We start from the raw sequence: 22,346 nt of genomic DNA, 5'->3' as shown, positions 1-22,346 counted from the left end.
CGGGTCAGGATGTCAGACCACCCGGCGCTTGAGCTTGCGTCGCTCGCGCTCGGAGAGACCGCCCCAGATGCCGAACCGCTCGTCGTTCTCGAGCGCGTACTCGAGGCACTCGGCACGCACCTCGCAGGAGACGCACACCTTCTTCGCCTCCCGGGTCGAGCCGCCCTTCTCGGGGAAGAACGCCTCCGGGTCCGTCTGCGCGCACAGGGCGCGCTCCTGCCAGCTCAGCTCTGCGTCGTCGGAGTCCTGCCCGGCGAGGTCGAGCAGGGACAGCTCTGCACGCGCGTCGTCGTCGACTCGTTCCTCGTCCATGACCACCACTCCTTCCACTGCTGTGTTGACCTGTCATGACCAGCGAAGGCCTCTTTCGGCCCCTAAAGTACACCGGTGTAGTTATGGTGCGTCAAGCGGCGTCGGCGCGTCGCCGTGCACATCACGGCACCGTCAGCGCGCCGTTCCTCGTCCACGACTCCCTCCGCCCACCGCCGGAGCCTCACCCCGGGAGGTCCTCGTGCCCACCACCCCGCCCGCCGCCCCAGGCCCGCTGACCGTGCTCCCGCTGACCGGGCTCGGCGAAGTGCGCGAGGGCGCGGACCTGCCGGCGCTGCTCGCCGAGGCGCTCTCCCCGCTCGGCCCGCGCGAGGGGGACGTGCTGTGCGTCTCGACGAAGATCGTCTCCAAGGCGCTCGGCCTGCGCGTGGCCCCCGAGGAGCGCGACGCGGCGATCGCCCGGGCGGCCGTGCGCACGGTCGCCCGGCGACTGCACACCCGCGTGGTGACCTCGGTGGTGCAGATCCCCTCGGGACCGGTCATGGCGGCCGCCGGGGTGGACTCCTCGAACGCGCCCGACGGGCCGCTGCTGCTGCCCGAGGACCCCGACGCCTGCGCGCGGGAGCTGCGCGAGGGCCTGCGCGCGCGACTCGGGCTCGAGCTCGGCGTGGTCCTGACCGACACCTCCTCCCGGGTCTGGCGCGTGGGCGTCTCCGACATCGCCCTCGGTGCGGCCGGCGTCGCCTCCCTCGAGGACCTGCGCGGCGGGACCGACGCCGGCGGACGGGCGCTGACGGTGACGGTGCGGAACCTCGCCGACGAGCTCGCCGCCGCCGCCGATCTCGTCAAGGGCAAGGCCAGCGGCGTCCCCGCCGCGCTGGTGCGCGGCGCGGACGGGGCGACCGCCGCGGACGTGCCGGCCCGGGAGCTGTCCCGCACAGGGAGCGAGGACTGGTTCCGCCGCCCGAGCCTGGAGTCGGTGTGGGTCGCCCTCGGCCTCGCCCCCGAGCAGGAGCCCGTCGCGCGGATGTCCCCCGAGCCCGCCGCCGAGCGGATCGCACGGGCGCTCGAGGTCGCCACCCTCCCCCGCCCCGGGCACGGCCCGTACCGGGCGCGCGCCACGACGGTCCGGGAACCTTCAGGCGGGGTGCATATCGTGGTGGAGCGCGCGGACGCCTCCACGACATCGCTGATCGACGCCGCGACTCTCGCCGAGCGGATCCGCACCGCCCTCGGCGCCGAGTCCCTCGGCGAGGCCCTGCCCGAGGTGCCCGTGCGGCTCGTCCCCGACCCCGAGGAGGACCCCCGATGAGCACCGCATCGACCACCGCGACCTCGCTCCTGCTGGCACCGCTCGAGGCGCTGGGTCCGCTGCCGGCGCTCGCCTGGCACGGGGAGGCCTCCCGCATCGAGCTCTCCGGCCATGTCCTCGCCAACTGGGTCATCAAGGCGATCGGGCACCTCCACGACGAGGTCGCGCTCGAGCCGGGTGACGTGGTCGTGCTGGATCTCCCGCCCCACTGGAAGCGGCTCGTGCTCGCCCTCGCGGCCTGGTCACTCGGCGGGGAGGTCGTCACCCTGCCGCGCCGCCTCGCCGGGGACGGGCCGAGGGCCGGTCAGGACGCGCCGGAGGGGACGGAGGATCCGGCGCCGAAGGACGCGACCGCGGAGGCCCTGCCCGAGCGCGTCGAGGATCCCCGCGTGGTGGTCACCGACCGGCCCGGCTCGGCCCTCGCGGGCTCCGCGGACGAGGTGCTGGCCGTCCAGCCCGTCTCCCTCGCGCCGCGCTACGACGGGGAGCTCCCGCCGCTGGTGCGCGACTGGGTGCTCGAGGTGCGCGGCAGCTCCGACCGGCTCTCCGTGCCCCTGCCGGACTGGTCCGGCCCCTCCCCCGCCGCGAGCTCCGAGCGCTCCCCGCGCCTGCTGGTGGAGGGCGACGGGCTGGGCGTCGTGCCGCGGCTGCTCGAGGCCTGGGCCGCGGGCGGCGGCGTCGTCGGCCCCGCCGCCTCGGTGACGGACCATCGCGCCGCCGAGGAGGGCGTCACCGCCCGCGCCTGATCCCTCCCCGCCCGGTGGCGACCGGGCCGGGCGGGTCAGCTCGCGCGAAGGGTGGCGACGGCCCGGCCGGGCTCGCCGTCGAAGATGGTGCGCCCCTTCTGCATCACGACGATGCGGGTGCAGAGCCGCTCGAGCATCTCGAGCTCGTGGGAGACGACGATCATCGTGCGGCCGGCGGCCTGCAGCTCGCGGATCCGCTCGAGGCACTTCTTCTGGAAGGGCTCATCGCCCACCGAGAGGATCTCGTCGACCAGGAAGATGTCGGGGTCGGTGTGCACCGCGACGGAGAAGGCCAGGCGCAGGAACATGCCCGAGCTGTAGTACTTCACCTCCGTGTCGATGAACTCCTCGATCTCGCTGAACGCGACGATCTCGTCGAAGCGCTCCTCGAGCTGCTCCCGGGACATGCCGAGGATCGCGCCGTTGAGGAACACGTTCTCGCGTCCCGAGAGGTCCGGGTGGAAGCCGGCGCCCACCTCGATCAGCCCGGCGACGCGGCCGCGCAGCAGCACCCGGCCGGCATCGGGGAAGAGCACTCCGGAGATCGTCTTGAGCAGGGTCGACTTGCCCGAGCCGTTGAAGCCGATGAGCCCGACGGTCTCGCCGGCGTGGACGGTGAGGTCCACGTCGTCCAGCGCCATGAAGGTGTCGGCGAGCTTCTTGCGCTGCAGGGCGGAGAACACCAGCTCCTTGAGGGAGCGGTCGTGGCGCAGGGAGAAGCGCTTGGAGACGTGCTCGATGCGCACCATCTCCCGGTCGGTGGGGACCGCCGCGGACTGCGGGACGTCCTCGATCTTCGGGCTCATCGCGGCCCTCCTCTCACAGTTCCTGGGCGAAGCGCCGCTTGGAGCGCTCGAAGACGATCGTGCCGAGCACGAACACCACGGCGGCGATCAGCAGCCCGGCCCACCACAGGCCGAAGGGCTCGCCCGGCGTCGCGAGGGTCTCGCTGCCCGGGACGCCGGAGGCGATCTCGTCCACGACCGGGCTCGAGTAGCGCCAGAACGCCGTGTGGAAGAGCTGCACCACGATCGTGAGCGGGTTGAGCTGGTACAGCCACCACCAGATCGTGCCGTCGATCTGCCGCTGCACCATGTCGATGCGGTACAGCACCGGGGACAGCCACGTCGCGACCATGATGATGAGGTCCACGAAGTTCTCCACGTCCCGGAAGGCGGCGTTCAGCGCGGCGGTGAGCATGCCCAGCCCCATGGTGAACACCAGCAGGATGAGCATGCCCAGCAGGAAGGCGACCGCCGCCGTGGGCGAGGGCAGCCAGCCGTTGACCAGCGCGCCGATCACGAGCACCAGCAGCTGGGGCAGGAAGTGCACCAGGGCGACGAGCATGCTCGCCCAGGGGAAGAGCTGGTTGGGCATGTAGATCTTCGAGACCAGCGCGGCGTTGCCCGTGATCGAGCGCGTCGCGTTGCCGAACACCTCGCCGAACAGATTCACCACGACGATCCCGCTGAAGAGGTAGACCGCGTAGGCCGGGGTGCCCTTGTTCAGCTCGAGGAACACGCCCATGGCCAGGTAGAAGACCATGAACTGCACGGCCGGCTTGACGTAGCTCCAGACCATGCCGAGCACGCTGCCGCGGTAGCGGACCCGCAGCTCCTTGCGCACCAGCAGCTTCAGCAGGAACCGCTCCAGGAACGGGTTCAACCAGCCGGCGTCCTGCCCCGGGGCGCGCCAGCCCTCGGCCTGCTCGGCGGCGGTCGGGACCCGGCGCAGCCGGCCGCCGGACGTCGCCGTCACGCGGAGGTGCTCTCGGACGGCGCGTCGGGGCGCTCGGAGGACTCCTCGACCGCGTCACGGTCGTCGATCCCCGGGCGCACCGGGGCGGGGTTCGCCGCGAAGGTGCGCTCCCAGGCGGGGAAGGACGTGATCTCGTCGGCCGCGGCGCGGTACTCGTCCCGCAGACGGTTCCACTGGCGGTAGAGGTCCAGGTGGGTGCGGGCGGAGCGGGCGAGCATCGTGCGCACCTGCTCGGGCCGGCGCTTGTACCAGGCCACCTTGGTGCCCTCGGCATTGGAGACGACGGCGCTGTCGTAGTGGCTGAGGGTCCACCACTTCGCGTCCTGGTGGGCGACGAGCGCCTGCGGATGGCGACGCGCCTTCTCCGTCGGCTGCGCGAGCAGCTGGCGGCCCATGGCCTTCACGGTCCAGGCGGGCAGCAGCGCACGGTGCGGCGCGGAGAAGGCGCGGCCCTTGTGCGGCGGCTTCGAGACCTGCACGTCCGGGAACGAGTCCGCGTCCGGGCGCGTGACGGAGTCGTCGTGCTCCTGCGCCATCTGCCGCAGCTCGGGCAGCTTGGTGCCGATCTCGTCGTGGAGCACGCCGGGGCCGCGCAGCACGTCCGCCTGGGCGTACAGACGCGCGGCCTGCGTGTAGTACTGCATGGAGAGCAGGTGCTTGACGTCGATGCCCTGGGACTCGGTGAGCACGCGGCCGCCCCGCTCGTAGCCAGAGTGCAGCAGCGCGGTGATGATGCGGTTGCGCTCGTGGAAGTAGATCTGCCAGTCCAGCGCGTCGTTCTTGTCGGTCCAGGTGATGTGCCAGACCGCCGCGCCGGGCAGGGACACGGTCGGGTAGCCGGCCTTCTTCGCGCGCAGCCCGTACTCGGCGTCGTCCCACTTGATGAACACCGGCAGGCTGAGCCCGATCTCCCGCACGGTCTCCGTGGGGATCAGGCACGTCCACCAGCCGTTGTAGTCCACGTCCGCGCGACGGTGCAGCCACGGGGTCGAGCGCAGCGGGCCGGCGGCGAAGTCGTGGCCGATGGTGCTCTCCGGGATCGTGACTTTGGGCTGGATCGCCCACGGGTCCACGCTCTCGCCGAAGGCGTGCAGCACGGAGCGGTTGTTCAGGTCGAACATGTGCGCGCCCACCAGCACCGGGGTGCGGGTGAAGTCCGCGAAGGTGAGCATGCGCAGCAGCGACTCGGGCTCGATGTCGAGGTCGTCGTCGCTGTTGATCACGTAGGTGGAGGAGCCGTTGGTGGAGGCCTCGTACATGCCGCGGGAGAACCCGCCGGAGCCGCCGATGTTCCCCTGCTCGATGATCCGCAGCTGGTCGCCCATCGCCTCCTGCAGCGGGGCGAGCTCCGCGTGGTCGCGCAGCCGGTCCGAGCCCTGGTCCACCACGTACATGACGTCGAGCTTCTCGCGCAGATCGGGATCCTTGCTGATCAGCGAGATGTTGTCGAGGACGTAGGAGACCTTGTTCATCGTCGTCATGGCGATGGAGAAGGTGCCCTCGGTGCGGGCGTCGGAGGCGTCGGCCGTCCACTCCGCGCCGAGGATCGTCAGCGGCTGCTCCCCGGTGATGACGTCGAACCAGTACCAGCCGCCGTCGCCGAAGGCGGTCAGCGGGAGCGTGAAGCGAGAGGTGCCCTCCGTCTGGACCGAGACCATGTCCTGGCGCTGGATGGCGCCGCGGGCGTTGGAGCGGTAGACGATGATCTGGCCGGAGCCGCGGGTGGAGACCGACAGCGTCACCTCGCGCACCGGGGTCCAGCGCCGCCAGTAGCTGGCCGGGAAGGCGTTGAAGTAGGTGCCGAAGGAGCGCAGCGACTGCTCGGGCACGTACAGGCCGAACCGGGTGCTGAGCTCGTCGATCTTCGGCTGCCCGGTGGTCGGGGCCGGGGCGGCGTTCGCGGAGGAGTTCTCGTGGGACTCCACCGGGGCGCTGCCGAGCCCGAAGGCGGCGGTGTGGGCGCCCGAGCGCGCCGCGTGGGACTCCAGGTACAGGGGGATGACGTCCGGGGCGGGCGAGAGCGGCATGATCAGCCGCTGCAGGACTCGCTGCGGTGCCTGGTCCGCGGCATCGCTCCGGATCGCGCTGGGGGTGGTGCTCACGTCGTGGAACTCCTCGTCGTCCGCGGGGTCAGCCGCGAAGAAGGTCGGGCAGCTTGTTGTCGGCCATGGACAGGGCGGAGCCGATGGCCATGTGCATGTCGAGGTACTGGTAGGTGCCCAGCCGCCCGCCGAACAGGGTGCGGGGCTCGGCGTCGGCGCGCTTGCGGTACTCGAGCAGGCGCTCGCGATCCGTGCCGGAGCTGATCGGGTAGTACGGCTCGTCCCCGGACTCCGCGAAGCGGGAGTACTCGCGCTGGATGACCGTCGCGTCCTTGGTGTAGTCGCGCTCGGGGTGGAAGTGGCGCGGCTCGATGATGCGAGTGTAGGGCACCTCGGCATCGGCGTAGTTCATGACGGAGGTGCCCTGGAAGTCGCCGACCTCCAGGTGCTCGGTCTCCAGGTCGATGGTGCGCCAGCCGAGCTCGCCGAGCTCGTGGTCGAAGTAGCGGTCCACCGGGCCGGTGTAGACCACGGGGATGTTCCCGCGCACGGCGTCGCGGTTCAGCGGCTGGGAGGTGTCGAAGTAGTCGGTGTCCAGGAGCACCTCGATGTCCGGGTGGTCCGCCATCCGCTCGAGCCACGCGGTGTAGCCCTGGGCGGGCAGGCCCTCGTGGGTGTCGTTGAAGTAGCGGTTGTCGTACGTGTACCGCACCGGGAGGCGGGAGATGATCGAGGCGGGCAGGTCCTTGGGGTCGGTCTGCCACTGCTTGCCGGTGTAGTTCTTGATGAACGCCTCGTAGAGCGGGCGACCGATCAGCGAGATGCCCTTGTCGTTGAGGTTCTCGGGGTCCTTGCCGGCGAACTCCCCGGCCTGCTCGGCGATCAGGGCGCGCGCCTCGTCGGGCGTGTAGGCGGCCTGGAAGAACTGGTTGACGGTGCCGAGGTTGATCGGCATCGGGTACACCACACCCTGATGGGTCGTGTACACCTTGTGCTGGTAGCCGGTGAAGCTCGTGAAGCGGTTGACGTACTCCCACACCCGGTCGTTCGAGGTGTGGAAGAGGTGGGCCCCGTACTTGTGGACCTCGATGCCGGTGACCGGATCGGCCTCGGAGTAGGCGTTGCCGCCGATATGGGAGCGGCGGTCGATGATGGTCACATTGGCGCCGTGCTCGGCGACCGCGCGCTCGGCGATGGTCAGTCCGAACAGGCCGGAGCCGACGATCAGGAGGTCAGGAGTCGACACAGGGGGTCCTTTCGATGCTGGCGGGTTCTCCGCCGGGGACTCGATCACAGTAGCGGAGGCGCGACCGGGGGACGGCTCCCCGCCTCGGCGCGCCGGATCGTGTGGCAGTGGTCATGCGGTGCGGCCGTCGTGCTCGACGAAGCGCCGGTAGGCCAGGCGGCGCGCCCATCCCGGGGCGAGGCGGTAGACGCCCCGCTCCCCCACGTTGCGCAGGAAGCCGGTGGGGGTGGTCACGCGGTCCTTCACGAAGCGGCGCTGCAGGCGCAGGTCGCTCGCGAAGAGCCGCCACCCGCCGCGACGGGCGAAGAGGTGCTCGTCCACGCGGTAATCCACAAGCACGTCCGGGAGGTTCGCCATCCTCGCCCCGCCCAGCATCATCCGCTCCCAGAGCCAGTAGTCCTCCAGCAGCGGCAGGTCGCGGTAGCCGCCGACGGCGAGCACCGTCGAGCGGCGCAGCACCATCGTGGGGTGGTGGAAGGGGCTGTGCCGCGGGAGATAGGCGGTGATCTCGGCGTGGGTCAGGGGGCGTGTTCGCAGCGGTCCGTCGCCAGGGGCGATGCGGTCGCTGAACTCGCGCATCGCCCCGCCCAGCAGGTCAAGGCCCTCGGCCTGCATCCGCGGGATCTGGAGGGCGAAGCGCTCGGGGCGGCACAGGTCATCGGCGTCGGCCCGGGCGACGAGCTCGTACGGGGAGCTTTCGAGGCCGTCCTGGAGCGCGGCCGCGACGCCGCGATGGGCGCTGTGGCGCAGCACGGTCGCCGGGCCGTGGGCACCGGCCTCGACACGCTTCACCAGCTCCTCGAGCTCTGGCGTGAGAGGGCCGTCGACCGTGAGGATGAGCAGGTCGGGGCGGAGCTGCTGCCCCTCGGTGGCGGAGACGACGGCCTGCTCGACCCGCTCAGCCCGGTCCTTCCCCCACAGCGGCATGAGCACCGCGAAGGGCTCGGCGCCCTCGGGGCGCACGGCGGGACGGGCCGGGCGATCGTCGGCAGTCCGGCCGACGGGCCCGTCGCCCCGCGCGTCGCCCACGGACATGTCGGTCCCTCGGTCGCCGGCGGTCACAGCGGACTGCGCGGGATCGGTCACCGGCCGGCCGCCCGTTCGATCGCGCGGATATCCGCTGCGGCCTCGCCGTCCGCGGCGAGCACCGCCGCGGAGGGGCGGGGGCCGCGACGCAGCGCCGCGAGCACGCCGCGCAGCCCCACGCCGGCCACGTCGCCGCGGTGGCGGGCCAGCACGCCGAGCCAGCCGAGCGCGGTGCGCCCGCCGTGCAGCACCCGCTCGAGGGGGCTGAAGGAGTCGGTGCGCAGCAGCGCCCACAGGCGGTTGCGCACGTCGTAGTAGAAGCGGCTGCCGGGGCTCGTCTGGGCGTTGCCGAAGCGGGCGGTGCGGTGCTCGACGACGGAGGACGGCACCTGCAGGCCGCGGCCGTGGCGCAGCAGGCGCCCGGTGTGCTCGAAGTCGTCGGACCAGATGAAGTAGTCCGCGTGGGGCAGGCCGAGACGGCGCACGTCCTGACCGTTCAGCAGTGCGGAGACGTAGCTGGCGGTGCGGATGGGGCGGCCGCCGGCACGGGCGGCGTCGCGCTTCTCGCGGGCGCTCGCGCCGAGGCGGGTGCGCTGGGTGTTCATCGGGTGGTCGCGGCCGTCGGTCCACACCGCGCGCGAGCTGAGCACGCTCAGCCGCACCGGCGAGCTGCCGAGGGCGTCCAGCAGCGCGGTGAGGGCGCCCGGCCGGGGCACCGTGTCGTCGTCCATCACCCACACCCAGTCCGCGTCGTGGCGCACGAGCGCGCGGGCGATCCCGGCGGCGAAGCCGCCCGCCCCGCCGACGTTGCGGTGCAGGTGGACGACGTCGGCGCCGAGGGGGTGCTCGTCGGCCACCCGGCCGCTGGCGTCGCTGGAGGCGTTGTCGATCACGACGACCGCATCGGGCCGGCGGTCCTGCGCGGCGAGGCCGTCGAGGCACTGGGCGAGCAGCTGCTCGCGGTTGTAGGTGACGACCACGGCGACGACGCGCTCGCTGAGTGCCTCGGGATGGGCGGCGCCCTCGACGTGTCCGGGCCGGCCGGCGGTCTGACGGGTCTCGTCCGCGGGTGCGGTGTCGCTCACTGCGCCTCCTGCTGGGGGTTCCGTGCCGCCTGCGCGGCGCGACCCCAGTGTACGGAGGCGCCGCCTCCCCTCCGCGACGCCCGGGGGACGGAGCTGTGAAGGTTCTCGGGAGGTTCTCCGAATCCTGACCCGCTCCCCCGCGCCCCTCGGGCGAGCCGGACGCCGCGCCCGCTACTCTGGCGAGCGCCGCAGGCCCGGAGCACCCCACCGAGCACTCTCCCCATGCCCGGATCCGATCTGCCGCAGACCGCCGGGGCAGGGTCCCGGCCGGGAAGGAGACCGCTGTGAGCGACCAGCAGCCGCCCCGCTCCCCGCGTCCGGGCGGGCCCCGCCGCCCCAGCGGGCACCGCGCCCGCGCCGGAGGCAGCGCCCGTGCGGTGCCGCGCCGCGCCGACGGCGCCCCCGCTCCGCGCCCCCGCGGCGAGGGCCAGGGGCCCCACCGCTCCTCCGGACACGCGGGCCAGGCCGGGGGCTCCGGCCGCAGAGGCGATGCCGCAGGTCCTGCGCCGACCCGTCCCCTGCCGCGTGTCGAGGGGTCCACGGGCGCCAGCGGTCCCGGGGCGCATCCCGAGGACGCGCGCGCCGGAGCGTGGGGCGAGCAGCCGCAGCCCGTGCACGACGGCCGCGGACACGGCGGCCCTGCCGGGCCCGGCGGTCCGCCGCGCACCCGACGCCGCCGGTCCCGGATCCCGCGCCCGATGCGGCTCGGCGCGACCCTCGCGGTGCTGCTGCTGGTGATCGTGCTGGGCTGGGGCGCGGGCCTCACCCTCTGGGCGAACAGCCGGGTCGAGCACGTCGATGCGCTCTCCGAGGCGGAGAACACGCCCGGGACCACGTATCTCATCGCCGGCTCCGACAAGCGCGACGGCGAGGCCGTGAACGCCGACGGCACCGAGGGCGCCCGTACGGACACGATCATGCTCCTGCACAAGGCGCGGGGCGGGAAGAGCTACTTGATCTCCCTGCCCCGCGACACCCTCGTGGACATCCCCGGGTACGGGGGCTACAAGCTCAACGCCGCCTACTCCTTCGGCGGCGCTCCCCTGCTGGTCGAGACCGTCGAGGAGTTCACGGGGCTGACGATCGACCACTACGTCGAGATCGGCTTCGACGGTGTCTCGCAGGTGGTCGACGCGGTCGGCCACGTGAATCTGTGCATCGACCAGGACGTGGACGACGAGAAGTCGGGGCTGAAGATGACGGAGGGCTGCCACGACGTGGGCGGCGAGCAGGCCCTCGCCTTCGTGCGCGCCCGCTACTTCGACCCGACCGCCGACATCGGCCGCCAGGCCCGCCAGCAGCAGTTCGTCTCCGCGCTGATGGACCGCGCCACCTCCCCCGCCGTGCTGCTGAACCCGATCACGCAGGTGCGTCTCGCGGGCGCCGGCTCCGGCGCGCTGACCACCAGCGACGGCACCGGCATCGTGGACGTGGCCCGGATGGCGCTGACCGCCCGCTCCGCGATGGGCTCGGGCTCGCTGTCGATCCCGATCGAGGATCCCGAGTACCAGACCAACAACTCCGGCGTCGCGATCCTCACCGACGACGAGGACATCAGGGCGTTCTTCGAGTCGGTGGCCGACGGCACGGCCGAGCCCGAGCCGGCGGAGGGGTGAGCCGAGGGCGCGTGCGAGAGCGCCCTTCACGACGAGGAGCGGCCGACGCCCCAGGGGACGTCGGCCGCTTCCTTGTCATGGGTCCTTGCGGGCCGGGTCCGTGCCCCGTGGGGCGCCGGGCTCAGCGGAAGAGCATGTCGATGACGATGTTCACCGAGTTCAGCACCGCCTGGCCCTTCGAACGGGAGTAGTCGGTGTAGAGAATGTGCACCGGGTGCTCGGCGACGGTGAGCTTGTGGCGGCCGATCTCCTCGACGATCTCGGAGGCGTGCGCCATCCGGTTCTGCTCGATGGTGATCTTCTCGCACGCCTCGCGGCCCAGGACCCGCAGCCCGTTGTGGGCGTCGGTGAGCTTCACCCCGGAGGTCAGGTTCGAGTACCAGACCGCCCCGCGCAGCACCATGCGCTTGATCAGGCCGGGCTTGGTGCGGTCGTCGAGGAAGCGGGAGCCGAGCACGATGTCCACGCCCTCCGCATCCCGCTTGACGATCATCTCCGCGGCGTCGTCGACCTGGTGCTGCCCGTCGGCGTCGAAGGTCACGATCTGCCGCATCTGCGGGTCGCGCAGCGCGTAGTCGATGCCGGTCTTCAGCGCCGCGCCCTGGCCCATGTTGTAGGGGTGGCGCACCACGGCGGCCCCGGCCTCCTCGGCGATCCGGGCCGAGCCGTCCGCGCTGCCGTCGTCCACGCAGACCACGAGCGGGTAGCGGGAGCGCAGGTCACGGATCACGTCGCCGATGACGACGCCCTCGTTGAACAGCGGCACGACGAACCAGGTGCAGTCGGCCCCGGGCGCGTTCGTGGCGCGCGAGGGGTCAGGGCTGTCCATGGGTTCTCCTCGTGTGACGGAGCATTCGGCGGCCGGGAGGCGCACGCCCGAGGAGGATACCCTGTTGGGGTGGACACTCTGCTCGAAGCGCTCGGCCCTGCCCTCGGGGTGAGCGGGCGCACCTTCATCATCCAGCTGCTGCTGGTGGCGGGGATCGTGGCGATCGTCGCGTGGCTCTTCGTCAAGCGCGGCGCGAAGCAGCTCGCCGTCCGGCGGCTGCTCGTCATCGCCTTCGCCGTCTTCGCGGCGCTGACCGTGCTGTTCCCCACGATGCTCACGCGCGTGGCGCACATGGTGGGGGTGGGGCGCGGCGCCGATCTGCTCCTGTACGCGACGGTCCTGGTGCTGCTGGGCTTCCTGGCCCTCCAGGAGGCGCGGACGAAGAACGCCGAGAAGCGCACCACCTATCTGGCCCGACGGCTCTCCCTCGACGAGGCGGAGCCGGCCGTGCAGTACCGGGAGCGCTCCTTGCGCGAGCACGACGGATGACGGGCGCCGCGAGCCTCCTCCTCGTCGTCCTGATCGTCCTCGCCGCCGCGTACGTCCCCGGCTATCTCGCCGTCCGCGCGCTGGCCGGCTCCCGTCTGATCGCCCTCGCGTTCGCGCCGGCGATCGGGACCGCGGTGGCCGGGATCGGCGCGATCATCGCCTCCATGGCGGGGGTGGCCTGGACGCTGCTCCCCTTCGCGGTCCTCTCCGCGCTGCTGGTGCTCCTCGCCCACCTCCTCGCCCGGCGCGGGGTGCGCCTCCCCTCGACGGTGCTCGACGGCCCGCTGCTCGCCCCGCGCCCGCTCGCGGCGCACCTGGGCTGGGCCGGCGCGCTCGTCGCCGGGCTCGCGGTCGCGGTGGTCCCCATCGCACGGCAGGCCGGCGGCGCCGACGCCGTGCTGGAGCGCTACGACACGCTCTACCACCTCACCGCGCTGACCCACATCCGCGAGACCGGCGACGGCTCGAGCCTCACCCTGAACGCGGTGACCAGCAGCACCCGGGCACCGTCCTCCTATCCCGCGGCCTTCCATGACCTGGCCGCGCTGGTGCCCGGCGTCGACATCCCGATCGTGCTGAACGGCTCCGTGCTCGCGCTCGCGGTGGTGCCGTGGGTGGTGGGCCTCGCGCTGCTGGCGCGGACCCTGTTCCCGCAGGTGCGGTGGGCACCGCCCGCCGTCGCGCTGGTCGCCGCGGTGATCCCCGCCAGCCCGCTGAACCTGTGGATCCATCTCTCCCCCGTCCCGAACCTCACCGGCTTCGCCGCCCTGACCGGGGCGCTCGCCGGCGCGGTCGCGCTCTGGCACGCCCTGACCGGCCCGGTGCGCGCCCGGGCGGGCCTCGAGGAGAACGCCTCGGTCTCCGTCCTGCAGTCGGCGTCCTCCCCCGCCGTGCGCGACGCGCCCAACGGCTCCGCCGACGCGGCCCCGGTGTGGCCTGCGATCGGGGCGGCGCTCGGGGTGGTGGGGTTCTCCGGGATCGGTCTCACGCTCATGCAGCCGAACGTCGGGGTGATGGCGCTGATCCTGATCGCGGTGCTGACGATCGTGACGGGGCTTCCCCTGTGGCACACCTGCCGGCGCCTCCTCGCCGTGCCGGTCCTCGCGCTGCTGCCCGTCGCGGTGCTGACCTACACCCCGCTGGGCGCCCGGGTGACGGGCTTCTCCGGCGGTCTGCAGGTGCCGTGGTGGTCGGCGCTGGGCGAGGTGGGCCTCGGCCTGCTGACGGTGTGGCCGATGGCGTTGGGGACGGTGATCGCGGTGCTGTGGTGGCCGGGCCTGGTCTCCACGCTGCGCGGCCCGCTGCGCTGGCTGGCCGCGGCCTGGATCGTGGTCGCCGTGATGTACCTCGACGCCGCGGTCGACTCGCCGCTGAACCTCTCGGTCCTCTTCTTCCGCGGCCAGGACCGGATCGCGATCCCGCTCGCGATGCTGTCCGCGCTGCTGGTGGTGCCGGGGCTGCAGGCCTGGGCGCGCCTGCTGCGGCGCTCCCTGCCGCTGGGCGGGCCGACCGTCCGTGGCCGCGCCGTGGTCGCGGTGCTGGTCGTGCTCGCGACCCTCGCGGCCCTCGGCTCGGTCCCGCCGCGGCTGGACAACGCCGGGAAGAACCTCGCGGCGGAGTATCCCGGGCGGGGCCGCTTCCTCCAGGCCGACGAGCTCGAGGCCTTCGCCCGCATCGCCCCGGAGCTGGACCCGGACCTGTCGATCCTGGCCAGCCCGTACTCGGGCGCGGCGCACATGTACTCGCTGTACGGGCTGAACGTCCATCTGCCCGTCGCGGGCACGGCGCTGACCGACCAGGACCGCGCCGCGATCGCGGCGGTCCCCTACGCCGACCGGTGGACCTGGCGCTGCCGGACCCTCGCGGATGCGGGGATCGGCTACATCTACCAGGAGCGGCAGCCCTACCAGTACGACCCCGCCTTCAGCGCGATCGAGCAGGGCGGGGAGTCCCTCGGCACCGTCCTGTTCGAGACGGACCACTCGCGGCTGATCCGGATCGAGTGCGATCCGACGCCGTGACCCCGCCCGGTCGCTGATCCCGGCGGAGCGCCGACCCCTGCAGGGGGGCCTGCCGCCGCCCCCCTGCAGGGCGGCCCTCCGCCGCCCCGCTCGCCGGCACGGGCGGCGAGAGGGCGCCACGGCTCGCAGCCCGTGGCGCCCTCTCCGCATCTGCCGGGCCTCCGTGGGGTCAGCCGGCGACGGCCTTCCGGGTCACCTCGATGACGCGCTCGACGTCCTGGTCGGTCAGGCCCGGGAACATCGGCAGCGAGATCTCGCGGCGGTAGTAGTCCTCCGCCACGGGGCACATCCCGCGCTGGTAGCCGAGGTCCTCGAAGACCGGGTGCCAGTAGGCGGGGATGTAGTTGACCTGCACCCCGATGCCCTGCTCGCGCATGGCCTCGAAGATGGCGCGGCGTCGCTCGGCGGGGACCCGCAGCGGATAGAGGTGCCAGGCGGGCGCCGCCCCCTCGGGCACGCCCGGGATCTCGACGCCCTCGAGGTCGCCGAGCGCCTCGTCATAGGCCTTCTTCACCTCGGCGCGGCGGGCCACGAACGCATCGAGGCGCGCGAGCTGGCTCGTGCCGAGCGCGCACAGCACGTCCGGCAGGCGGTAGTTCAGCCCGAAGCTGTGGACCTCCTGGTGCCAGGGGCCCTCGTCGGGATAGCGCTGCACCGCCTTGTCGCGCACCAGGCCGTGGTTCTTGAACGCCCGGGCGCGGGCGGCGAGCTCCGCGTCTGCCGTCACGACGGCACCGCCCTCGGCCGTGGTGAGGTTCTTCGTCGGGAAGAACGAGTAGGTCGTGAGGTCGGCGAGGGAGCCCACCGGGGCGCCGTCCTGGGTGGAGCCGATGGAGTGCGCGGCGTCCTCGAGGAACAGTGCGCCCTGCCGGGAGGCGATCTCGCGCAGGGCCGTGGCGTCGACCGGCACGCCGGCGTAGTCGACGCCCGCGATGACCTTGGTCCGCTCGGTGACCGCGGCCTCGACGGCGGCGGGGTCGAGGTTGCCGGTGGCCGGGTCGACGTCCGCGAACACGATCTTCGCACCGTGCAGGGCGGCGCCCGCGGCGGTCGCGACGAAGGTCAGCGGGGTCGTGACGACCTCGTCGCCGGGCTCGATGCCGGCGGCGGCGTAGGCGACATGCAGCGCGGCGGTGCCGGAGGTGACCGAGACCGCGTGCTCCACGCCCGCGCGCTCCGCGATCGCCGCTTCGAACCGGTCGACCTCGGGGCCCGTGGTCAGCCAGTCGCTGCGCAGCGCCGCCTCGACGGCCGCGATGTCGTCGGACTCGATGGACTGACGGCCGTACGGCAGCACCTCAGATCCCTCCCTCGATGATGTCCGCGATCTCCTGCTGGGTGTACCACTGGTCGTTGGAGTCCGAGCGGAAGAAGAACCCGGGCTCGACCGGCACAGCGCCCTCGGGGGCCTTGTAGCCCCAGGTCGCGAGGTCGGGCTGGATGATGAAGTACTTGCCGTCCTCGATGATGACCGCGCGGCGGCCCTCCTCGGGGCTGATCATCTCCTCGTGGAGCTTCTCGCCGGGGCGCAGGCCCACGTCGACCATCTCGGCGCCGGGCACGACGGCCTGTGCGAGGTCGGTGACCTTCATGGAGGGGATGCGCGGCACGAGCAGCTCGCCGCCCTGCATGAGCTCGAAGGTGTCGATGACCATCTGCACGGCCTGCGGCAGGGTGATGAAGAAGCGGGTGCAGGCCATGTCCGTGATCGGCAGCGGCTTGCCCTCCTCGCCGAGGCGACGGAAGAAGGGGATGACCGAGCCGCGCGAGCCCATCACGTTGCCGTAGCGCACCACGGCGAAGCGGGTGTCGTAGCTCGCGGCGTAGTGGTTGCCCGTGATGAAGAGCTTGTCGGCGGTGAGCTTGGTGGCGCCGTAGAGGTTGATCGGGCTGGAGGCCTTGTCGGTGGACAGGGCCACGACCTTCTTGACGCCGGCGTCGATGGACGCCTCGATGACGTTCTGGCTGCCGAGGATGTTGGTCTTGACGAACTCGAAGGGGTTGTACTCCGCGGTGTCGACCTGCTTGAGCGCGGCGGCGTGGACGACGTAGTCCACGTCCTTCAGCGCACGGGCGAGGCGGCGCTCGTCGCGGACGTCGCCGAGGAACCAGCGCAGGCGGGGGTCGTTGCCGAACTGGTTGCGGACCTCGTACTGCTTGAGCTCGTCCCGCGAGAAGACGACGACCCGTCGCGGGTTGTGGTTGTCGAGCACCTCACGCAGGAAGGCCTTGCCGAAGGAGCCGGTCCCACCGGTGATGAGGATGGAGGCACCGTTGAGGAGCGACATGCAGATCTCTTTCGTCGACGGGGTTGGGGCGGCGCGCGGGCGACCCAGGACGCGCGTGCCATTATGGCACGGTGACCGATACACGAACCGTCGCAGTGATCCAAGCTCGGACAGGTTCCTCCCGCCTCCCGGGAAGGTGCTCCGGCCGCTCGGCGGCCGACCGGTCCTGGGGTGGATGGTGCGGGCCGCCCGCGCCGCCAAGGGCATCGAGGACGTGGTGGTGGCGACGTCCACCGCCCCCGGGGACGACGCCGTCGCCGAGCTCGGCGAGGAGCTGGGCGTGCAGGTGGTCCGCGGCAGCGAGGACGACGTCCTCTCCCGCTTCGTGCTCGCCCTGGAGGAGACCGGGGCCGATGCGGTGGTGCGCCTGACCGCGGACTGCCCGCTGGCGGACCCCTCGCTGATCTCCGCCGTGGCAGGGCTGTGGAAGACCGATCCGTCGCTGGACTACACCGCGACCACGCTGGTGCGCACGCTGCCGCGCGGACTGGACGTCGAGCTCGCCTCGCGGGAGGCGCTGCTGACGGCCGACGCGGAGGCCGAGAGCTTCCACCGCACGCACGTCACCTCCTATCTCTACGACTCCAAGCGCTACTTCCGCACCATGGGCCTGGTCGTCCAGCCGGCCGCGAACGACCTGCGGGTGACCCTGGACACCGTCGAGGACGGCGAGATGCTCGACGCGGTCGTCGCCGAGCTGGGGGATCGCGCCCCGGCATGGCACGAGGTGGTGGACCTGCTGCGCTCACGCCCCGACATCACCCGGATCAACGCGGGCGTGCGCCAGAAGAAGCTGGCCGACGGATGACCCACGTCGCGATCCGGTGCGACGCGACCCCGTCGGGAGGCATCGGCCACCTGGTGCGGGCGCTCTCCGTCGCCGACGCCGCCCGCGCCGCCGGGCACACCGTGGTGGTCGCCGGCTCGATCGAGGCGCCGCTCGCCCGGCACCTGCTGGACGAGTCCGGTCTCGAGGTGACCGCGGCGCGCGAGGACCTCGGGATCCTCGCCGCCGAGCAGGGCGCGAGCGTCGTCCACGTCGACGACTACACGATCGGGGCCGACGCCCGGGACCAGGTGCGCGCCGGCGGCGCGCTGCTGTCCTCGATGGAGGACGGCGCCTTCGGCCGCCGTCCGGCCGACGTCGTCGTCGACTCCACGATCCGCGCCGAGCGGGTCGGCCGCCCCGAGGACGGCAGCGGCGAGGTGCTCCTCGGCATCGCCTACGCCCCGATGCGCGCCGAGGTGCGCGCCGCGCGGGAGAAGCGGGTCGACGAGGACCACGACGTCAGCCGCGGCGCCCGGGTGCTGATCGTCATGGGCGGCACCGACGCGACCGGCGCCGCCGGGACCCTCGCCGCCGTCTGCGCTGCGGCAGAGGGCGTCGCGCACGTGAGCGTCATCGCGCCCGAGCACGGCTGGGACGCGGTCCGGGCCGAGGCCGGGGAGGACGTCGAGCTGCTCGCCCCCTCCCCCGCCTTCCTCGAGCGGGCGAGCGCGGCGGACCTCGTGGTCAGCGCCGCGGGCACCACGGCCTGGGAGCTGGCCTGCATCGGGGTTCCGAGCCTGCTGGTCGCGGTGGTGGAGAACCAGCGCGCCGGCTACGAGGCCGCCCTTGCCGAGCGGATCGCCCGCGGGCTCGGCACCCTTGAGCAAGTGCGCACCGACCGCCCTGCGGCGACCGCGGAGGTGGAGCGGGCGATCGCGGACCTGCGCGCGATGCGCAGCTGGACCTCGGTGGGCCGGGAGAAGGTCGACGGTCACGGCGCGGAGCGGATCGTCGCCGCCTGGGACGCGGCGCTCGCGCGCCGGATCGGAGCGGCGGAGACGCCGGTCGCGGCGCGTCCCGCGACCCCGTCGGACTCGCCGCTGCTGCTGCGCTGGCGCAACGACCCGGAGACCCGGAAGGTCTCCCGCGACTCCGCCCCGGTGCCGTGGCAGTCCCACTCCACCTGGTACGCGCGGACGCTCGAGAACCCGTCCCGCGAGCTGTACGTCGTCGAGCGGGGCGGCGCGCCCGTCGGCACCGTGCGCTTCGACGCGCTGGAGGGCGCGTCGGCGGGCGAGGAGTGGGAGGTGTCCATCACCCTCGCCCCCGAGGCGCGCGGCCACGGGCTCTCCCGTCCGGTGCTCGCCGCCGGCGAGGCGGCCTTCGGGGCGCGTCACCCCGGCGCCGTCGTCGTCGCCGCGATCCTTCCCGACAACCTGCCGTCCCAGCGGCTGTTCGCCGGGGCCGGCTACGTGCTCGATCCGGACCGCGACGACGGCGAGTTCGACGTGCTGGTCAGACGAGATCCCAGCTGAGCGGCGTTCCGCGCTCGACGTCCTTCGCGAAGGTGCGGCCGAGGACCACGTCGAGATAGCGCGGCTCGAGCCCGCCCGCGGGGCGGATCGAGCGGACGTTCTCCGCGGTGATCTCCTCTCCGGCGCGCACGTCCTTCACCACGAACAGCGAGCGGCGCAGGCGCTGGGACTCGGCCTCGGACGTCGTCGGGCCGACGTGCACCTCGCCGAGCGCGAGCCAGGCCGCGTAGGACTCGTCGACCAGGGCCTTCAGCTCCTCGGGCTCGAGGGAGAAATCGGAGTCTACGCCGCCGTCGGCGCGGCGCAGCGTGACGTGCTTCTCGAGGATCGCGGCGCCGAAGGCGACGGCCGCGACGCTCACGCCGATGCCCTTGGTGTGGTCGGAGAGGCCGCCGACGACCTTCCAGGTGTCGGCGAGCACCGGGATGGTGCGCAGGTTCGACGCCTCGGCGGTCGCCGGGTAGGAGGAAGTGCAGCCGAGCACGGCGATCTGCTCGTTGCCCTCGGCGCGAAGGGTCTTGACGGCGAGGTCCACGTCGCCGGCATCGGCGGCGCCGGTGGAGAGGATCACCGGCTTGCCGGTGCGGGCCACCTTGCGCAGCAGCGGGATGTCGCCGATCTCGAGCGACGCGATCTTGTAGACCTGGGCGCCGAGGTCCTCCAGCAGGTCGACGGCCGTGTCGTCGAAGGGGCTGGAGAACGGGATCATGCCGTGCTCGCGGGCGCGGGCGAAGATCGCCTCGTGCCACTCCCACGGGGTGTGCGCCTCCTGGTAGAGGCTGTAGAGGTTCCGTCCGCCCCACAGGCCGTGGCTGTCGGTGATGCGGAAGGCGGGGCCGTCGGCATCGATGGTGATCGTGTCCGCCGTGTAGGTCTGGAGCTTGATCGCCGGGGCGCCGGTCTCCGCGATCGCGTCGACGATCGCGAGGGCGCGACCGAGGTCGCCGTTGTGGTTGCCGGACATCTCCGCGGCGACGAAGGGGGCATGGGTCTCGCCGACCTGGAGGTCGCCGATCCGCAGGGACTTGGGGGTACCGTTCTGGCTGAAGGACATGCGCCGATCGTACTGGAGCAGGTGGCGGCGCCCGCCCGTCAGCTGTGCAGGGTGCTGCGGACGAGACGCTCCAGCCGGGTCCGGCACTCCGCGAGGACGAGGTCGACGCACTCCTGGTAGGGGGCGGTGAAGTCGATCCAGGGCGGGGCGATGATCGTCGAGTTGCGGGAGAGCTGGTCGACGGATGTCCTGCCGCCCGCCGTGCGGTAGAGGTAGTTCTCCGGCGAGAAGCCGAGCAGCCAGGTCGGGGTGCCGACGGCGGCGGCGAGCTCCATCGGGACCGTGCTGATGCCGATCACGAGGTCCATGGAGGCGACGTGCGCCGCGAGCCCCTCGAGGTCGTCGAAGAGGTCGACGCCATGGATCTGCCGGATCCCGTGCTCCTCCAGAGAGGCCCTCTCCGCGTCGTCGGTCGCGTGCTGGATCGACCAGAACTCGACCCCGTCCACGTCCAGGAGCGGGGTGAGTTGCTCGAGGCCGATGTACATCATCCGCCGGGTGCCGCCGGAGAAGTGGCTCCTCCACACCAGGCCCACCTTGAGCCTCCCCTCGGCGCGCGGCACGGCCCGGGCGGGATCCGGGACGAGATAGGCGCCGATGTCCTGGCGCGGGAGCACGCCGGCGAAGCGGTTGAAGGTGAGGTTCTGGCCGTAGGTGACGTGGTCGGCAGTTTCGACGTAGGGGTCGCAGTGGGCGGGCAGGTGGCTGGCGAGGATGAAGTCGCTGTACCGGCCGTCGTAGACGGGGTTCAGGTGGCCGCGGATCCGACGGACGACGTCGACGAACTCGATCGTGGGGAAGCTCCGCTCGAGCAGGGTCCGCAGCCGCGGGTCGCAGGTGGCGGTGACCCGGTAGCGCGCGGCGAGCTCGCCGAGGTGCTGCGCGCCGCGGATCTCGTCGCCCACTCCGTCGTCGGTGATGAGGAAGAGGGAGGAGCCGGGATCCTCGGGCAGCGGCGCGGCGTTCAGGAACCTCTCCCCGAGGTCGCGCTCGAGGATCCGCCACGGCGGCGCGGTGCGGCGCACGCTCCAGGCCTTCAGGTACTGGCCCGTGAGCATGAGGGTGGTCCCCTGGTCGCGGTCGCCGCGGCGGATCCCGGCGCGGCCGGCGCTGGCGCTGCCGTAGCCGATCTCGTTCCGGAGGTCGATGACGGTGCGGTCGCCGTCCAGGCGGGCGTAGACGAGCCGGAGCCCGGTCGCCGCGACGGTGTAGGTCGGGTCCTCGACGAGGACGGAGTGGAGCAGGTCCGCGGCGTCTCGGTGCTCGCCCCGCTCCATCGCGATCAGCCCGCGGCCGCAGCGGGCGCCGAGCATCGTCTCCGGCACGCCGCGGAGGGTGGGGACCAGGGCGTCGAGCCCGGGCAGGAGGTCCTTCACGGTGAGCACGCGCAGGAGAGAGTCGCGGGTGTGCACGTCCATGGCGTCGAAGCGGGAGGTCGTCGCCTCGAGGCACGCTTCGTAGAAGTCCTGGTGCGCGGGACTCTGCCCCCGCAGGTCGTGGGCGAGGGCGAGCACGCCCGGCATGCCGCGGTGCTCGGCGGGGACGGCGTCGAGGTCCGCGACGAGGGCGCCCGAGTCGAAGCGCAGCGCGGCCTCGGCGACGGCGCGGTCGCGCAGCCCGTGCTCGGACAGCTGCCGCTCGAGGAGGGTGCGGGCGGTGTCCGCGTGCCCGTGGGTGACGAGGTCGTGGACGTAGCGGAGGTTGTCCTTCCAGCGGAAGGGATCCTCGTCCCCGCCGGCGAAGAAGTCCCTCACGTCGATCTTCTCGAACCCGGCCGTGCGGAGGCGGAACTCGCGGAAGCGCAGGTCCCGGAGGGTGGCGCCGGGGGCGCGTGAGCCGCCCTCGGAGGTGCGCAGCGTGCGGAGCGCCGCTACCTTCTCGGCGGTGGGGAGACCCGAGAGCTGGATCCACTCGGCGAGCCTCACACGCTGGGCCGGGGTGAGGTCCCGATCGGCGAGGGAGCCGAGATGCGGGGCCAGGAGCTGGTCGGCGCGCAGCCCCTCCTGGCCGCTGAGCAGGGTGACGCCGACGAAGCACTCGTCCAGCAGGTCCAGCTCGTCCGTGTCGATCCCGTCCAGCAGCGCGGCGGCGGAGCGGAAGTTCCTCATCCGTGCGAGATGGCGGGCCCCGGTCAGGACGATGTCCGGGTCGGTCCCCGGGTCGTTCGCCGCGACGAGCGCGCGGCGCTCCGAGAGATCGAGCAGCGGTCTCACGACACGGGTGAGCTTGCGGAACACGGCACCACCTGGGATTCGGGTCG

At 72.6% G+C, this 22,346-nt stretch carries 19 protein-coding genes; 7 read left to right on the top strand and 12 right to left on the bottom strand.

The window, feature by feature from the left end; all coding sequences use genetic code 11:
- Positions 1 to 12: 12 nt before the first annotated feature.
- A complete protein-coding gene (locus RBL05_RS15995) occupies positions 13 to 312 on the bottom strand; it encodes a WhiB family transcriptional regulator (RefSeq protein ID WP_010549808.1) in 300 nt (99 codons plus the stop codon).
- A 199-nt stretch (positions 313 to 511) separates the two neighbouring features.
- On the opposite strand from RBL05_RS15995, the gene cofE reads away from it, so the two are divergent.
- Entirely contained in the window at positions 512 to 1,582 is a 1,071-nt protein-coding gene (cofE, locus tag RBL05_RS15990) for a coenzyme F420-0:L-glutamate ligase (RefSeq protein ID WP_308738649.1), read from the top strand.
- On the top strand, positions 1,579 to 2,328 hold the full coding sequence (locus RBL05_RS15985) for a TIGR03089 family protein (protein WP_308738650.1): 750 nt from the start codon (positions 1,579 to 1,581) through the stop codon (positions 2,326 to 2,328). Before cofE ends, RBL05_RS15985 begins: the two co-directional genes overlap by 4 nt.
- Positions 2,329 to 2,363: 35 nt before the next feature.
- Here RBL05_RS15985 and RBL05_RS15980 read toward each other — a convergent pair whose 3' ends face one another.
- From RBL05_RS15980 to RBL05_RS15955, 6 genes are all read right to left on the bottom strand, one after another.
- Positions 2,364 to 3,134, bottom strand: coding sequence for an ABC transporter ATP-binding protein (locus RBL05_RS15980; RefSeq protein ID WP_263312277.1), 771 nt, complete (start codon positions 3,132 to 3,134; stop codon positions 2,364 to 2,366).
- A gap of 13 nt (positions 3,135 to 3,147) precedes the next feature.
- Positions 3,148 to 4,086, bottom strand: a complete 939-nt coding sequence (locus RBL05_RS15975) for an ABC transporter permease (RefSeq protein WP_308738651.1) — start codon at positions 4,084 to 4,086, stop codon at positions 3,148 to 3,150.
- A complete protein-coding gene (locus RBL05_RS15970; RefSeq protein WP_412523795.1) occupies positions 4,083 to 6,113 on the bottom strand; it encodes a glycosyltransferase in 2,031 nt (676 codons plus the stop codon). Before RBL05_RS15970 ends, RBL05_RS15975 begins: the two co-directional genes overlap by 4 nt.
- A 103-nt stretch (positions 6,114 to 6,216) precedes the next feature.
- Complete coding sequence (gene glf / locus RBL05_RS15965; RefSeq protein ID WP_308738653.1) at positions 6,217 to 7,374, bottom strand: UDP-galactopyranose mutase; 1,158 nt, start codon at positions 7,372 to 7,374, stop codon at positions 6,217 to 6,219.
- 111 nt (positions 7,375 to 7,485) lie between these two features.
- Positions 7,486 to 8,409, bottom strand: coding sequence for a glycosyltransferase (locus RBL05_RS15960; protein WP_318603906.1), 924 nt, complete (start codon positions 8,407 to 8,409; stop codon positions 7,486 to 7,488).
- A 47-nt stretch (positions 8,410 to 8,456) separates the two neighbouring features.
- On the bottom strand, positions 8,457 to 9,485 hold the full coding sequence (locus tag RBL05_RS15955; RefSeq protein WP_308738655.1) for a glycosyltransferase: 1,029 nt from the start codon (positions 9,483 to 9,485) through the stop codon (positions 8,457 to 8,459).
- 284 nt (positions 9,486 to 9,769) lie between these two features.
- On the opposite strand from RBL05_RS15955, the gene RBL05_RS15950 reads away from it, so the two are divergent.
- The gene (locus RBL05_RS15950) at positions 9,770 to 11,101 is read left to right on the top strand and encodes an LCP family protein (protein WP_308738656.1); all 1,332 of its coding nucleotides are present in this window, start codon (positions 9,770 to 9,772) and stop codon (positions 11,099 to 11,101) included.
- Positions 11,102 to 11,222: 121 nt separating this feature from the next.
- Here RBL05_RS15950 and RBL05_RS15945 read toward each other — a convergent pair whose 3' ends face one another.
- A complete protein-coding gene (locus RBL05_RS15945) occupies positions 11,223 to 11,930 on the bottom strand; it encodes a glycosyltransferase family 2 protein (RefSeq protein ID WP_308738657.1) in 708 nt (235 codons plus the stop codon).
- A gap of 69 nt (positions 11,931 to 11,999) precedes the next feature.
- On the opposite strand from RBL05_RS15945, the gene RBL05_RS15940 reads away from it, so the two are divergent.
- Entirely contained in the window at positions 12,000 to 12,419 is a 420-nt protein-coding gene (locus tag RBL05_RS15940) for a DUF2304 domain-containing protein (RefSeq protein ID WP_308738658.1), read from the top strand.
- On the top strand, positions 12,416 to 14,440 hold the full coding sequence (locus RBL05_RS15935; RefSeq protein WP_308738659.1) for a DUF6541 family protein: 2,025 nt from the start codon (positions 12,416 to 12,418) through the stop codon (positions 14,438 to 14,440). Before RBL05_RS15940 ends, RBL05_RS15935 begins: the two co-directional genes overlap by 4 nt.
- A 169-nt stretch (positions 14,441 to 14,609) precedes the next feature.
- Here RBL05_RS15935 and pseC read toward each other — a convergent pair whose 3' ends face one another.
- Both pseC and pseB read right to left on the bottom strand, forming a co-directional pair.
- Complete coding sequence (gene pseC / locus RBL05_RS15930) at positions 14,610 to 15,737, bottom strand: UDP-4-amino-4,6-dideoxy-N-acetyl-beta-L-altrosamine transaminase (protein WP_263311720.1); 1,128 nt, start codon at positions 15,735 to 15,737, stop codon at positions 14,610 to 14,612.
- A 1-nt stretch (position 15,738) separates the two neighbouring features.
- Positions 15,739 to 16,728, bottom strand: a complete 990-nt coding sequence (gene pseB / locus RBL05_RS15925; RefSeq protein WP_308738660.1) for a UDP-N-acetylglucosamine 4,6-dehydratase (inverting) — start codon at positions 16,726 to 16,728, stop codon at positions 15,739 to 15,741.
- A gap of 175 nt (positions 16,729 to 16,903) precedes the next feature.
- Here pseB and RBL05_RS15920 point away from each other — a divergent pair, with 175 nt between their 5' ends.
- Together RBL05_RS15920 and RBL05_RS15915 are read left to right on the top strand one after the other, a co-directional pair.
- Positions 16,904 to 17,536, top strand: a complete 633-nt coding sequence (locus tag RBL05_RS15920; RefSeq protein ID WP_318603905.1) for a cytidylyltransferase domain-containing protein — start codon at positions 16,904 to 16,906, stop codon at positions 17,534 to 17,536.
- Complete coding sequence (locus RBL05_RS15915; protein WP_308738662.1) at positions 17,533 to 19,032, top strand: bifunctional UDP-2,4-diacetamido-2,4,6-trideoxy-beta-L-altropyranose hydrolase/GNAT family N-acetyltransferase; 1,500 nt, start codon at positions 17,533 to 17,535, stop codon at positions 19,030 to 19,032. The genes RBL05_RS15920 and RBL05_RS15915 overlap by 4 nt, the downstream gene beginning before the upstream one ends.
- Here RBL05_RS15915 and pseI read toward each other — a convergent pair.
- Positions 19,013 to 20,086: a pseudaminic acid synthase gene (gene pseI, locus RBL05_RS15910; protein WP_308738663.1), complete on the bottom strand. Its 1,074-nt coding sequence runs from the start codon at positions 20,084 to 20,086 to the stop codon at positions 19,013 to 19,015. The genes RBL05_RS15915 and pseI overlap by 20 nt on opposite strands.
- A 38-nt stretch (positions 20,087 to 20,124) precedes the next feature.
- Entirely contained in the window at positions 20,125 to 22,323 is a 2,199-nt protein-coding gene (locus RBL05_RS15905; protein WP_308738664.1) for a hypothetical protein, read from the bottom strand.
- Positions 22,324 to 22,346 lie beyond the last annotated feature (23 nt).

It is taken from the genome of Brachybacterium sp. GU-2 (assembly GCF_030866705.2).
GTDB lineage: Bacteria > Actinomycetota > Actinomycetes > Actinomycetales > Dermabacteraceae > Brachybacterium > Brachybacterium conglomeratum.
Note: the sequence above shows the minus strand (reverse complement) of the source record. Positions and strands in the feature narration are given on the sequence as shown.

Coding starts and splice junctions, on each gene's coding strand:
- RBL05_RS15995 (WP_010549808.1), bottom strand. CDS start 312: ATGGACGAGGAACGAGTCGACGACGACGCGCGTGCAGAGCTGTCCCTG.
- RBL05_RS15985 (WP_308738650.1), top strand. CDS start 1,579: ATGAGCACCGCATCGACCACCGCGACCTCGCTCCTGCTGGCACCGCTC.
- RBL05_RS15980 (WP_263312277.1), bottom strand. CDS start 3,134: ATGAGCCCGAAGATCGAGGACGTCCCGCAGTCCGCGGCGGTCCCCACC.
- RBL05_RS15970 (WP_412523795.1), bottom strand. CDS start 6,113: ATGCCGCTCTCGCCCGCCCCGGACGTCATCCCCCTGTACCTGGAGTCC.
- RBL05_RS15960 (WP_318603906.1), bottom strand. CDS start 8,409: ATGTCCGTGGGCGACGCGCGGGGCGACGGGCCCGTCGGCCGGACTGCC.
- RBL05_RS15945 (WP_308738657.1), bottom strand. CDS start 11,930: ATGGACAGCCCTGACCCCTCGCGCGCCACGAACGCGCCCGGGGCCGAC.
- RBL05_RS15935 (WP_308738659.1), top strand. CDS start 12,416: ATGACGGGCGCCGCGAGCCTCCTCCTCGTCGTCCTGATCGTCCTCGCC.
- pseB (WP_308738660.1), bottom strand. CDS start 16,728: ATGTCGCTCCTCAACGGTGCCTCCATCCTCATCACCGGTGGGACCGGC.
- RBL05_RS15920 (WP_318603905.1), top strand. CDS start 16,904: ATGGTGCGGGCCGCCCGCGCCGCCAAGGGCATCGAGGACGTGGTGGTG.
- RBL05_RS15915 (WP_308738662.1), top strand. CDS start 17,533: ATGACCCACGTCGCGATCCGGTGCGACGCGACCCCGTCGGGAGGCATC.
- pseI (WP_308738663.1), bottom strand. CDS start 20,086: ATGTCCTTCAGCCAGAACGGTACCCCCAAGTCCCTGCGGATCGGCGAC.